The organism is Streptomyces sp. NPDC040622 (genome assembly GCF_055593965.1).
In genome coordinates, this window is the sequence record NZ_JBVIXD010000007.1 from 575,006 (window position 1) to 587,697 (window position 12,692).

The window sequence follows — 12,692 nt, forward strand, 5'->3', positions numbered from 1 at the left end:
AGGCGCCCCGTCCAGGACCAGGGCCCTACTGCGGCGCCCCCCGCCACCCCGACACCGGCAGCGCGAACTTGGCGACGAGTCGGTCCGTGAACGACGCGTGGTGCAGCCGGGCGAGCCGCACCGGCACCTCGCCCCTGCGCACCTCCACCCGCGCCCCCGAGGGCAGTTCCACGGTGCGCCGCCCGTCGCACCACAGCACGCCGTTCGGCGTCCGCGGCTGGACCTCGACGGCGAGCACCGTGTCCGGCGACGTCACCAGCGGCTTGGCGAACAGGGCGTGCGCGCTGATCGGCACCATGAGCAGCGCCTCCACCTCCGGCCACACCACGGGCCCGCCCGCCGAGAACGCGTACGCCGTCGAACCGGTCGGTGTGGCGCACACGATGCCGTCGCAGCCGAAGCCGGTGACGGGCCGCCCGTCGATCTCCAGGACGACCTCGAGCATCCGCTCCGGCGACACCTTCTGCACGGCGGCCTCGTTCAGCGCCCAGTCCCGGTGCACGACGTCGCCGTTGCGGTGCACGACGACGTCGATCGTCATGCGCTCCTCGACCTCGTACGCCTTGGTGACCACCCGGTCGACGACCTTGTCGAGGTCGTCCCGCTCGGCCTCCGCGAGAAAACCCACGCGCCCGAGGTTCACACCGAGCATCGGCACGCCGGAGGCCCGCGCGAACTCGGCGCCCCGCAGCAGCGTGCCGTCGCCGCCGAGGACGACGATCAGTTCACAGTCGTCGATGCACTCGGCGGTGGCCTCCTGGACCGTCTCGACCTCGGCGGGCAGCGGCAGGTCCGCGGCCTCCGCCTCCAGGACCCGCACGCCCAGACCGCTGCGCAGCAGCCCCTGGACGACGAGTTCGGCGCTGCGGATGGCCGCCGGCCGCCCGGTGTGCGCGAGCAGGAAGACGGTACGAGCTCGGGTCTGGGTCAACGGGGCCCCTCCGCCACGGCACGGTCAACGTCCGCCGGGTCCAGCTCGGCTGCCCCGGCGCGCAGCCACAGAAAATACTCGACATTTCCGGAAGGACCGGGCAGCGGGCTCGCGGTCACCCCGCGCACGCCGAGGCCGAGTCCCCACGCCTGGCGGGCCACCCCGCGCACGGCGTCGGCCCGCAGTTCGGCGCTGCGCACCACGCCGCCGCTGCCGAGCCGTTCCTTGCCGACCTCGAACTGCGGCTTGACCATCAGGACGAGGTCCGCGTCGGGCGCCGCGCACCGCACCAGGGCGGGCAGCACGAGGCCGAGCGGGATGAAGGAGAGGTCGCCGACGACCAGGTCGACGGGGATCCCGTCGATGGCCTCGAGCGTCAACTCGCGTACGTTCGTACGGTCCTTCACGGTGACCCGGTCGTCGCTCTGCAGCGACCACGCGAGCTGGCCGTAGCCGACGTCGACGGCGACGACGTGCGCGGCGCCCGCGCGCAGCAGCACGTCGGTGAAGCCGCCGGTGGAGGCGCCCGCGTCCAGCGCGCGCCGACCCTCCACCGCCAGGCCCTGCGGCTCGAAGGCGGCGAAGGCGCCGGCGAGCTTGTGCCCGCCGCGCGAGACGTACTCGGGGTCGCTGTCGTCCTGCGAGACCACGATCGCGGCGGCCGTCTCCACCTGCGTCGCGGCCTTGGTCGCGACGGTCTTGCCGACCGCGACCCGGCCGGCGGCGATCAGCTGGCTCGCGTGCTCGCGCGAGCGCGCGAGCTTCCTGCGGACGAGCTCGGCGTCGAGGCGGCGTCGTGCCACTCCTGCCACGTTCGGTTCAGCTCCTGTCGTGCCTGGGTGTCGGCGCGCCGGTGGGTGCCGGCGGGCCGGGGCGCGCGTCGAGCGCGGTGAGTGCGTCGCGCAGGCCCCGGTGTACATCCTCGTACACCTCGAGGTGGCCGTCCGTGGCGAGGTGGTCGGCGTCGCCGAGCCGGGCGAGCTGGGCGTCCACCTCGGCGTTGCCGGTCGGCGTGCGTTCCACGCCCAGGGGCGCGGGGGCGGCGGGGTCGTACGACGGCTCGTCCGGAACCTCGGGCTCCGGCTGTGCCGCCTCCCCCTCTTCGAGGCCCGCGTACGACGCTTCGGGGCCCTCGTATGAGTCGCTCATGGCACGACGCTACCCCGAAGGCCTGGGGTACGGTCGATCACGATGGCGACCATGGCGGAGTGCCGCACCGCACTCGACAGACTCTCGGACACGCTCGCGTCGGCCGACGGCGACGTGCGCAGTGCCGCTGCCCTGAACCGCTCGCTGAGCTGCCGCATCACCGATCTCGACGTCACCTTCACGGGCCGCCTCGAGAACGGCCGGATCACGGTGCTCGACAGCCACCCGGGCCCGCCGCGCGAGAAGGCGGAGATCCGCCTCGCGATGGCCGGCGACGACCTGGTGTCGATGGTGGCGGGCGACCTCAACTTCGCGAAGGCCTGGGCCTCGGGCCGGGTCAAGCTGGAAGCCGGTTTCCGGGACCTGCTGCGGCTCAGGTCGCTCCTCTAGGGCCCGTCCCTCAGCCCGCCGCCTTGGCCGGCACGCCCCGGCCCGCGCGGGAGGCGGGGATCACCAGCGGCGTCCCCGTCTCCGGGTCGTCGATGATCTGGCACTGGATCCCGAAGGTCTGCTCCACCAGTTCCGCCGTGACGATCTCGGACGGCGCGCCCTCGGCGACCACCGCGCCGTCGCGCAGGGCGATGAGGTGCGTGGCGTAGCGGGCGGCGTGGTTCAGGTCGTGCAGGACGGCGACCAGCGTGCGGCCCTGCTCCTCGTGGAGCTCGGCGCAGAGGTCGAGGACGTCGAGCTGGTGCTGGATGTCGAGGAAGGTCGTCGGCTCGTCCAGGAGCAGCAGGGGGGTCTGCTGGGCGAGCGCCATGGCGATCCAGACGCGCTGGCGCTGACCGCCGGAGAGCTCGTCGACGTAACGCTCGGCGAGCTCGCGCACGCCGGTCGACGCCATCGACTCGTCGACGATCCGCTCGTCCTCCTTCGACCACTGCCGCAGCAGCCCCTGGTGGGGGTAGCGGCCGCGGGCGACCAGGTCGCCGACCGTGATGCCGTCGGGCGCGACGGACGACTGCGGCAGCAGGCCGAGCGTCTTGGCGACCTTCTTCGCCGGCATCGACTGGATGGCGTTCCCGTCGAGCAGCACCCGGCCCGCGGACGGCTTGAGCATCCGCGACAGGGCGCGCAGCAGCGTGGACTTGCCGCAGGCGTTCGGCCCCACGATCACGGTGAAGGAGTTGTCGGGGATCTCGACGGACAGCTTCTCCGCGATGACGCGCTGGTCGTAGCCGAGGGTGACGTCGTCGGCGATGAGCCGGTTCACAGCAGGACGCTCCTGATCATGGGGTGGTACGAGTTCGGGGCGGCGCCTCATATGCGTCCCGCCTTGCGCTGGGTGACGAGCAGCCACAGCAGATAGACGCCGCCGAGCACGCCGGTGACGACGCCGACGGGCAGCTGGTCGGCGCCGAAGGCCCGCTGCGAGACCCAGTCGGCGACGATCAGGAGGGTGGCGCCCATGAACATCGCGGGCATCAGGTTGGGGCCCGGCGAGCGCGTGAGGCGGCGGGCCAGCTGCGGTGCGGTGAGCGCGACGAAGCTGACCGGGCCCGCGGCGGCGGTGGCGGCCGCGGTGAGCAGCACGGAGGCGGTCAGCAGGACCAGGCGGGTGCGCTCGACGCGTACGCCGAGCGCGTTGGCGACGTCGTCGCCCATCTCCAGCATCCGCAGCGGACGCCCGTACACGAGGACGAGCGGTACGAGGACGGCGCAGAGCACGAGCAGCGGCCGGACCTGGTCCCAGTCGCGGCCGTTGAGGGAGCCGGTCATCCAGACCACGGAGCGGGCGGCGTCGACGAAGTCGGCCTTGGTGAGCAGATAGCCGTTGATGGCCGTGATGAACGCGGAGACGCCGATGCCGACCAGGACGAGGCGGTAGCCGTGCACCCCGCGCTTCCAGGCGAGCAGGTAGATGGCGAAGCCGGTGACGAGTCCGCCGACCAGCGCGCCGGCCGCGACCTGGGCCGCGCTCCCCTGGAACACCACGATCATGATGAGCGCGCCTGCGGTCGACCCCTGTCCGAGGCCGAGCACGTCCGGGCTGCCCAGCGGGTTGCGGGCGATGGACTGGAAGAGCGCGCCGCCGAGCCCGAGGGCCGCGCCCACCAGGAGTCCGACCGCGACCCGCGGCAGGCGCAGGTCGTTGATGATGAACTCCTGCCCTGCGTCGCCGTTGCCGAGCAGGGTGCGGATGACGTCGGCGGCCGGGATGGAGAAGTCGCCGGTACCGATCAGGACGACGCTCGCGACGATCGCGGCGGCCACGAGCAGGGCGACGACCACGACCGTGCGGACGTCGAGCCGGACGGAGAGGCCCCGGGTGCGTAGCGCCTTCACAGCTGGGCCAACTTCCGACGACGTACGAGAAAGATGAAGACGGGCGCGCCGATGACCGCGGTCACGATGCCCACCTGGAGCTCGGCGGGCCGCGTGACCACGCGTCCGACGACGTCCGCGCCGAGCAGCAGGACGGGCGAGAGGACGGCCGCGTAGGGCAGGATCCAGCGCATGTCGGGGCCGGTGAAGGAGCGCACGATGTGCGGCACCATCAGGCCGACGAACACGATGGGCCCGCAGGCGGCGGTCGCGGCCCCGCACAGCAGGGTCGCCGCGGCCATGGACAGCGCGCGCGTGCGGTTCAGGTGGGCGCCGAGCGCGCGGGCGGTGTCGTCGCCCATGGCCATGGCGTTCAGCGGCCGGGCCAGGGACAGGGCGAGCACGGTGCCGATCGCGAGGAAGGGCAGCACCTGCTGGATGGTGTGCATGTTGGCGGAGGCCAGCGAGCCGACCGTCCAGAAGCGCATCTTGTTGAGCGCGGCATTGTCCATGATCATGACGGCCTGCAGATAGCCGTAGAGCGCCGCGCTGATGGCGGTGCCGGCGAGCGCGAGCCGTACGGGGGTCGCGCCGCGCGCGCCGCCGAGGATGTAGAGCAGGACGCCGACGAGCAGGGCGCCGAGGAAGGCGAACCACACGTAGCCGGTCAGCGACGTGACGCCGAAGAAGCTGATCGCGCTGACGACGGCGGCCGAGGCGCCGAGGTTGATGCCGAGCAGTCCGGGGTCGGCCAGCGGGTTGCGGGTGAGCGCCTGGAGGACGGCGCCGGAGAGCCCGAGCGCGGCCCCGGCCAGCACACCGAGCACGCTGCGCGCGAGCCGCTCGCCGACGACGACGTCGCCGTACGTCCCCGTGTCCTCGAACAGTCCGTGCCAGACCTGGTCCATGGACATCGACTTCGCGCCGACCGCGATGCTCGCCAGGAAGACGAGCACCAGGGCGGCCACCGAGACGAGGAGCCCGAGGCTGCGTATCGCGCGGCGTCTGGGAGGCCCGGGGGCGGCCTCCGCGCGGGGTTCTGGGGGACTGTCGACCAACACCTGGTTAGGTTAGCCTACCCTCGCACTCGAATTCGACGAGAGAAGCACCACCCATGCACGTGCCTCCGCACTCGCCCCCGCCTGCCCCGAACCGCCGCCGGATACTCCTCGCGGGCGGCACCCTCGGCCTCGGCGCCCTGCTCGCCGCCTGCGGCGACACGGACACCTCCGGCAAGGGCGGCGGAAACGGCGAACAGGGCGGAAACGGCGAGCGGGACGGGAACGGCGGAGCCGACAAGCCCTGGAGCTTCAAGGACGACCGCGGCAAGACGGCGAGCACCGCGCGGCGCCCGGAGAACATCGTCGCCTTCGTCAGCACGGCCGCCGCCCTGCACGACTACGGCATCGAGTGCACGGGGATCTTCGGCCCCTCCGAGCCCGTCGGCGGCGAGCCCAACCCGCAGGCCGGCGACCTCGACCTCGACAGGCTGACCAGCGTCGGCCAGGAGTGGGGCCAGTTCAGCGTCGAGAAGTACGCGGCCCTCGAGCCCGACGTGCTGATCAGCAACATGTTCCCGCCGCCCGCCCTCTGGTTCGTGCCCGAGGAGAGCAGCAAGAAGATCGCCGCGCTCGCCCCCACCGTCGGCATCAACGGCGCCCGCGTCTCCCTCAAGGAGCCCCTTCGGCGCTACACCGACCTCGCCGTCTCCCTCGGCGCGGACCTGGAGACCGAGCGGGTGCGCGCCGCCAAGGCCCGCTTCCAGAAGGCCGAACGGACCCTGCGCAAGGCCGCCGAGGCCAACCGGGGCCTCAAGGTCATGGCGATGACCGGCTCCGCCGACCAGATGTACGTCGCCGTCCCCGACTCCTACTGCGACCTGAACTACTTCAAGGACCTCGGCGTCGAATTCGTCGAGGGCGAGAAGAGCGACGAGTGGGGCTTCTGGGAGTTCCTGAGCTGGGAGAACGCCGACAAGTACCACGCCGACCTCATCATGGTCGACAACCGCACCTCCGCGCTGCCCGCCAAGGACCTCGCGAAGAAGCCGACCTGGAACCTGCTCCCCGCCGTCAAGGCCGGCCAGACCGTCCCCTGGTCCATGGAGGAGCGCTACAGCTACGCCGGATACGCCCCCGTCCTCGAGCGGCTCGCCGCCGCCGTGGAGAAGTCGAAGAGGCTCAAGCGATGACCGCATCCCCCTACCAGTTCTTCGACGTCGAGGTCCTGCGCGCCGAGCACATCACCCCGGCCATGATCCGCGTGGCCTTCGGCGGCGCCGACCTCGCGCGCATGGCGACGGGCGGCCGCGACCAGCGCATCAAGATCTTCCTCCCGCACCCGGGCCAGGACGGCCCGGTCATGCCGGACACCTCGGGGGACACCCTCGACTGGTACGCCGAGTGGTGCGCCCTCGACCCTTCGGTGCGGGGCATCATGCGCACGTACACGACCCGCGAACTGCGCCGCGACCCGGACGAACTGATCGTCGACTTCGCCGTCCACGGCGCGGCCCCCTCCCCCGCCGACGGCCCGGCGACCAGCTGGGCACGGACCGCACGGCCCGGCGCCCGCATCGGCGTCCTCGGCCCGGTCGACGCGGAGAACGGGGCGTACGACTTCTGCCCGCCGCAGGACACCGAGTGGCTGCTCCTCGCCGCCGACGAATCGGCGCTGCCCGCCGTCGCGAACATCCTCGAGACGCTCCCGCCGGGCCTGCCGACCCGTGTCTGGATCGAGGTCCACGACCTCGCCGACCGCCAGGACCTGCCCACCGAGGCCGACACCGAGATCCACTGGCTCACCCGGGAGGGCGCCACCACGGAGGCGATCCGCGGGGCCGACCTGCCCGAAGGCACCCCCTACGCCTGGATCGCCGGTGAGTCCGCGACCGTCAAGGCCGTCCGCCGCCACCTCGTCGGCGACCGGGGCCTCGACCGCAAGAAGGTGGCCTTCTCGGGCTACTGGCGCAAGGGAACGACCACGGACCAGCTCATCGACAGCGGCGAGACGGCCTGACGCCCCGGCACGGGACCGCGAGACCGCTGAACCGCTCGACCGCTGAACCGCTGGACCGGGCCGACCTCCGCCCGCCCCCGACCGCGCCCGCCAGGACTCCCCTCCTGAGCGGGCGCTCCCCGTCCGAGGCCGTACGCCCCGGGCCGCACCGGACCGAACCGGAGCAGATCAGGCGGCTGCACGCCTCCGGCCGCGCCCCCCTCCTCAGATCCCCAGCCGGGACAACACCTTCGCCGCGTCCAGCTCGCACACGCCGTCCCCCGCCTCCGTCCAGGCCGCCGCGCACAACGCCCGCAGCCCGTCCATGGCCTCGCCGTCACCGTCCAGGGCGAGCTCCCCGTCCCGTACGGACGCGGTCCAACCGCCACAGCCGAACCCGCCGTCCATCGAGGTGACTTCGGGCTGCCCGGTGAGCATCCCGCGCAGATCCGCGTCCACGTACGTCGGCCGGTGCTCGGGCCGCGCGGCGAGCAGCTGCGCGCCGTCCGTGACACCGGTGAGCACGAGCAGCGAGTCCACCTCTCCGTTGAACGCGCCCTCGATGTCCGTGTCCAGGCGGTCGCCCACGACCAACGGCCGCTCGGCACCGGTCCGCAGGATCGTCTCCCGGTGCATCGGGGGCAACGGCTTGCCCGCCACCTTCGGCTCGGCACCCGTCGCGATCCGGACGACCTCGACGGCCGCGCCGTTACCGGGCGCGATGCCCCGCGCGCTCGGAATCGTCAGGTCCGTGTTCGACACGAACCACGGCACCCCGCGAGCGATCGCGTAACAGGCCTCGGCGAAGCGCCCCCACGCCATGTCCGGGCCCCCGTACCCCTGCACGACCGCCGCCGGGTCGTCGTCGGCCGACTCGACCGGCTCCAGACCCCGCTCGCGCAGCGCGACCCGCAGCCCCTCGCCACCGATCACCAACACCCGCGCGCCCTCGGGCACTTGCTCACTCACGAGCCGGGCCGCCGCCTGTGCGGAGGTGATGACGTCCGAGCCCTCGGTCGCGATGCCCAGCTCCGTCAGGTGCTCCGCCACCGCGTCGGGCGTGCGCAGCGCGTTGTTCGTGACGTACGCGAGGTGCATGCCGCCGTCGCGGGCCGCGCCCAGCGAATCGACCGCGTGTGCGATGGCCCGCCCGCCCGCGTACACCACCCCGTCCAGATCGAGCAGAGCCGTGTCGTAGACCTCACTCAGCGGCCGTCCACTGCCGTCCGGCACCGTCCTGACGCCCCGGTCTGCACTCCGGCTCGCGGTCTGGCTCATTACGCATCGCTCCTCGCTCGATCCCACTCCCCCGATCATCGCTCATGCCACTGACACACATACGATGCCCTAATGAACACAGCGGGTCATACCGACGACAGCGGCCTCGACCTGATCCCCTTCCGGGGCGTGCGCTACGTCCCCGAACGGGTCGGCAGTCTCGCCGCGGTGACCTCACCCCCGTACGACGTGGTCGTACGGCCGGACGGCCTGCTCCACCTGGAATCCGCCGACCCGCACAACATCGTCCGGCTGATCCTCCCGCAGGCCACCACCCCGGCCGCGCGCAACCAGCAGGCCGCGGACACCCTCCACACCTGGCTCGCCGAGGGCATCCTCGCCCCCGACACCCAGGCCGGCCTGTACGTCTACGAGCAGCAGGACACCGACATCCTGCAGCGCGGCGTCATCGGCGCGCTCCGCCTCTCGGAGACCACGGACGGGATCGTCCTGCCCCACGAGGGCGTGATGCCCCATGTCGTCGAGGACCGCGCCGCCCTCATGCGGGCCACCGCCGCCAACCTCGAGCCGCTGCTCCTGACCTACCGCAGCGACGGCGAGACCGGCACCGGCGGCGCCACGGACGTCGTCGAACGCACCGCCCGCCGCGAGCCCCTCCTCTCCACGACCACGGAGGACGGCTTCCACCACCGCCTGTGGTCCGTGACGGACCCCGCGGAGATCGCCGAGATCCAGGCTGACCTCGCCCGCCACCAGGCCCTGATCGCGGACGGCCACCACCGCTGGGCGACCAATCTGCGCCTGCGCGCCGAGCACCCCTCCCCGAGCGCCTGGGACTACGGCCTGGTCCTCCTGGTGGACACCGCCCGCTACCCGCTGCGCGTCCGCGCCATCCACCGCTACCTGCACCGCCTGCCGGTGTCCGACGCCCTCGCGGCCCTCGGGGAATCCTTCCGCATACGCACCGTCGAGGGCCCGCTCGACCACGCCCTGGCCGCCCTGTCCCAGGCCGCGGAGAAGGACAACGCCTTCCTGCTGGCGGGCGACGGCGTCTTCCACCTCGTCGACCGCCCGTCCCCGGACCTCCTGTCCCGTACGATCCCGGGCGACCGCCCCGAGGCCTGGCGCACCCTCGACGCGACGGTCCTGCACGCCACGCTCCTCGACCACGTGTGGCAGATCCCCGACACCCCGGAACACATCGCGTACATCCACGACACCGCGGCGACGGTCGAGAAGGCGGAGCGCGACGGCGGCACGGCGGTCCTGATGCACCCGGTCCGTGAGGAAGTGGTCCGCGACCTGGCCCGCCAGGGCGTCACGATGCCCCGCAAGTCGACGTCCTTCGGCCCGAAGCCGGCCACGGGCCTGGTCCTGCGCGACCTCGACTTCTGAAACGGCGAAAGGGCGGGCTCCCCGGAGGGAGCCCGCCCTTTCGCCGTGCTTGTGCTCAGTCCTTGTCGCGGTCGTCGGCCTTGTCGGCCTCGGTCCCCTCGACGTCGGCACCGGCCGCCTCTACGGGCTCGGACTCCACCGACTCAGCCAGCCCCGCCACGGCCTCGTCGTGCCCGGCGTCCTCGTCCCTCTCCTCGTCCCGCTCCTCGTCCTCGCCCAGAGCGTCGACGAACTCGACGCCGTCCAGCTCGGCGAGCCGGTCCGAGGCGTCGGTGCTGCCGTCCTTGTCGGACTCGACGACCTTCGCGAACCACTCCCGCGCCTCGTCCTCACGGCCGGCGGCCAGGAGCGCGTCGGCGTAGGCGTAGCGCAGGCGCGCGGTCCAGGGCTGCGAGGAGTTCGAGGCCAGCTCGGAGCTCTGCAGCGTGACGATGGCCGCGTCGATCTGGTCCATGTCACGGCGGGCCCCGGCGGCGACGAGCCGCATCTCGACCTGCCCCGCCTTGTCGAGCTTCTGCACCTCGGGCGCACCGGCCATCTCCAGCGCCTTCTCGGGCCGGCCGAGGCCGCGCTCGCAGTCCGCCATGACGGGCCACAGCTCCACGCTGCCGGTCATCCGCCGGGCGGCACGGAACTCGGCGAGCGCCTCGCTGTACTTCTGGTTCGCGTACGCGGCGAAGCCGGCGGCCTCACGCACGGCGGCGACCCTGGAAGCCAGCCGCAGGGCGATACGCGAGTACGCGTAGGCCTCTTCCGGCTCCTCGTCGATGAGCCTCGCGACCATCACCAGGTTCCTGGCGACGTCCTCCGCGAGCCCCTTGGGAAGGCTCTGCAGCTCCTGCTGCACGTCCTTGTCGATCTCGTGACCCGTGACGTCGTCCGGGATCGGCAGCCGCTTGATCGGCTCGCGGTCGCGCTCCCGGTCGTCCCGCCCGCCGCGGTACCCACCGCGGTCGCCGTCGCGCCGGTCGTCACGCCCACGGAACCCGCCGGGACGCCCGCCGTGGTCGTCACGACGCGGTCCTCCGCGCCCACGGTCGTCACGGCCCTGGTAACCGCCACCGCGGTTGTCATCACGGCCGCGGTACCCGCCGCCCCCACGGTTGTCGCCCCCGCGGCTGTCGTCACGCCGGAATCCACCGCGGTCACCACCGCGGTCGTTGTCCCGACGGTCATCACGACGGTCGTCGCGCCCCTGGTAGCCGCCGCCACGGTTGTCATCGCGACGGAACCCGCCACGGTCACCACCGCGATCGTCACGGCGGTCGTCCCGGCGGTCGTCGCGACGGAATGCCGGCCGGTCGCCGTCACGGCGGAAGCCACCACGGTTGTCATCACGACGGTCATCACGACGCGGCCCACTGGGACCACCGGACCGGTCATCACGACGGAATCCACCGCGGTCACCACCGCGGTCGTTGTCACGGCGGTCATCACGGCGGTCGTCGCGCCCACGGAACCCGCCACCGCGATTGTCGTCACGGCCCTGGTAGCCGCCACCACGATTGTCATCGCGACGGAACCCACCACGGTTGTCGCCACCGCGGTCATCACGACGCGGGCCACTGGGCCGATCGTCACGACGGTCGTCGCGACGGAACGCCGGCCGGTCGCCGTCACGGCGGAAGCCACCACGGTTGTCATCACGACGGTCATCACGACGCGGCCCGCTCGGACCACCGGACCGGTCATCACGACGGAACGGGGGACGCCCGCCACGGTCGCGGTCACCCTCGCGACGGTCGTCACGGCGGTCGTCACGACCCCGGTAACCGCCACCGCGATTGTCGTCACGGCCCTGGTAGCCGCCACCACGATTGTCATCGCGACGGAACCCACCACGGTTGTCGCCACCGCGGTCATCACGACGCGGGCCACTGGGCCGATCGTCACGACGGTCGTCGCGACGGAACGCCGGCCGGTCGCCGTCACGGCGGAAGCCACCACGGTTGTCATCACGACGGTCATCACGACGCGGCCCACTGGGACCACCGGACCGGTCATCACGACGGAAGCCACCACGGTCACCACCGCGGTCGTTGTCACGACGGTCATCACGACGGTCGTCGCGCCCACGGAACCCGCCACCGCGATTGTCGTCACGGCCCTGGTAGCCGCCACCACGGTTGTCATCGCGACGGAACCCGCCACGGTCACCACGGTCGTTGTCCCGACGGGGAGCCCCGCGGTATCCGCCCCGGTCACCATCGTCCCGGCGGCGCTGATCGCGCTCCGGTCGCTCGTCGGGAGAGTTGGGGGACATCGGTGACTCCTAGTCTTCGGTACCGCAGTCATTCTCGCGCAGCCTGCAGGCCGGCGCGCTTCGACAAAAACAAAAGGACCCTTGGTCCCAGCGTGGACGCTGGGACCAAGGGTCCTCCAAAGATTGTTCGGCGGCGTCCTACTCTCCCACAGGGTCCCCCCTGCAGTACCATCGGCGCTTTGAGGCTTAGCTTCCGGGTTCGAAATGTAACCGGGCGTTTCCCTCACGCTATGACCACCGAAACCCTATGAAACATCCGGCGAAATCGCAGGATCTAAAACAGGGCAGCGAACAAGCACACTCTTCAATTGGATAGTGACGCTGTTCAGCCGACACAACTGTTCGTTGTTTCAGAACAAACACAGTGGACGCGAGCAACTGAGGACAAGCCCTCGGCCTATTAGTACCAGTCACCTCCACCCGTTACCGGGCTTCCAGATCTGGCCTATCAAC

Annotated in this window: 13 protein-coding genes and 1 rRNA gene; 5 read left to right on the top strand and 9 right to left on the bottom strand. The window is 71.8% G+C overall.

Annotated features, from left to right (window positions below):
* Positions 1–25 precede the first annotated feature (25 nt).
* From ACZ592_RS23135 to ACZ592_RS23145, 3 genes are read right to left on the bottom strand one after another with little or no spacing between them, the layout of a single operon-like run.
* Entirely contained in the window at positions 26–931 is a 906-nt protein-coding gene (locus tag ACZ592_RS23135; protein ID WP_471583479.1) for an NAD kinase, read from the bottom strand.
* Positions 928–1,743 carry a TlyA family RNA methyltransferase gene (locus ACZ592_RS23140; protein ID WP_471583480.1) on the bottom strand — a complete coding sequence of 272 codons (816 nt, stop codon included), beginning with the start codon at positions 1,741–1,743 and terminating at the stop codon, positions 928–930. The genes ACZ592_RS23135 and ACZ592_RS23140 overlap by 4 nt, the downstream gene beginning before the upstream one ends.
* Positions 1,744–1,750: 7 nt before the next feature.
* Positions 1,751–2,080, bottom strand: coding sequence for a hypothetical protein (locus ACZ592_RS23145; RefSeq protein ID WP_471583481.1), 330 nt, complete (start codon positions 2,078–2,080; stop codon positions 1,751–1,753).
* 42 nt (positions 2,081–2,122) lie between these two features.
* Here ACZ592_RS23145 and ACZ592_RS23150 point away from each other — a divergent pair, with 42 nt between their 5' ends.
* Positions 2,123–2,470, top strand: coding sequence for an alkyl sulfatase C-terminal domain-containing protein (locus tag ACZ592_RS23150; RefSeq protein WP_471583482.1), 348 nt, complete (start codon positions 2,123–2,125; stop codon positions 2,468–2,470).
* 10 nt (positions 2,471–2,480) lie between these two features.
* Here ACZ592_RS23150 and ACZ592_RS23155 read toward each other — a convergent pair whose 3' ends face one another.
* The 3 genes from ACZ592_RS23155 to ACZ592_RS23165 are packed head-to-tail and all read right to left on the bottom strand — an operon-like array spanning position 2,481 to position 5,406.
* Complete coding sequence (locus tag ACZ592_RS23155) at positions 2,481–3,344, bottom strand: ABC transporter ATP-binding protein (protein ID WP_471583483.1); 864 nt, start codon at positions 3,342–3,344, stop codon at positions 2,481–2,483.
* Positions 3,341–4,366, bottom strand: coding sequence for a FecCD family ABC transporter permease (locus ACZ592_RS23160; protein WP_471583484.1), 1,026 nt, complete (start codon positions 4,364–4,366; stop codon positions 3,341–3,343). The genes ACZ592_RS23155 and ACZ592_RS23160 overlap by 4 nt, the downstream gene beginning before the upstream one ends.
* Positions 4,363–5,406, bottom strand: a complete 1,044-nt coding sequence (locus ACZ592_RS23165) for a FecCD family ABC transporter permease (RefSeq protein ID WP_471583485.1) — start codon at positions 5,404–5,406, stop codon at positions 4,363–4,365. The genes ACZ592_RS23160 and ACZ592_RS23165 overlap by 4 nt, the downstream gene beginning before the upstream one ends.
* Positions 5,407–5,459: 53 nt before the next feature.
* Here ACZ592_RS23165 and ACZ592_RS23170 point away from each other — a divergent pair, with 53 nt between their 5' ends.
* Complete coding sequence (locus tag ACZ592_RS23170; protein ID WP_471583486.1) at positions 5,460–6,536, top strand: ABC transporter substrate-binding protein; 1,077 nt, start codon at positions 5,460–5,462, stop codon at positions 6,534–6,536.
* A complete protein-coding gene (locus ACZ592_RS23175; protein ID WP_471583487.1) occupies positions 6,533–7,363 on the top strand; it encodes a siderophore-interacting protein in 831 nt (276 codons plus the stop codon). The genes ACZ592_RS23170 and ACZ592_RS23175 overlap by 4 nt, the downstream gene beginning before the upstream one ends.
* A 204-nt stretch (positions 7,364–7,567) precedes the next feature.
* On the opposite strand, the gene ACZ592_RS23180 is transcribed toward ACZ592_RS23175, so the two are convergent.
* Positions 7,568–8,620 (bottom strand): HAD hydrolase-like protein, encoded by a 1,053-nt coding sequence (locus ACZ592_RS23180; RefSeq protein WP_471583488.1) that lies wholly within the window; start codon positions 8,618–8,620, stop codon positions 7,568–7,570.
* 72 nt (positions 8,621–8,692) lie between these two features.
* Between ACZ592_RS23180 and ACZ592_RS23185 the strand changes: the two genes are divergently transcribed.
* Entirely contained in the window at positions 8,693–9,976 is a 1,284-nt protein-coding gene (locus ACZ592_RS23185; protein WP_471583489.1) for a DUF1015 domain-containing protein, read from the top strand.
* 55 nt (positions 9,977–10,031) lie between these two features.
* Here the strand turns inward: ACZ592_RS23185 and ACZ592_RS23190 are convergent, their stop codons facing one another.
* Entirely contained in the window at positions 10,032–10,823 is a 792-nt protein-coding gene (locus ACZ592_RS23190; RefSeq protein ID WP_471583490.1) for a tetratricopeptide repeat protein, read from the bottom strand.
* 15 nt (positions 10,824–10,838) lie between these two features.
* On the opposite strand from ACZ592_RS23190, the gene ACZ592_RS23195 reads away from it, so the two are divergent.
* On the top strand, positions 10,839–12,245 hold the full coding sequence (locus tag ACZ592_RS23195; protein ID WP_471583491.1) for a hypothetical protein: 1,407 nt from the start codon (positions 10,839–10,841) through the stop codon (positions 12,243–12,245).
* Positions 12,246–12,364: 119 nt separating this feature from the next.
* Here the strand turns inward: ACZ592_RS23195 and rrf are convergent.
* A 5S ribosomal RNA gene (rrf, locus tag ACZ592_RS23200) occupies positions 12,365–12,481 on the bottom strand.
* Positions 12,482–12,692 lie beyond the last annotated feature (211 nt).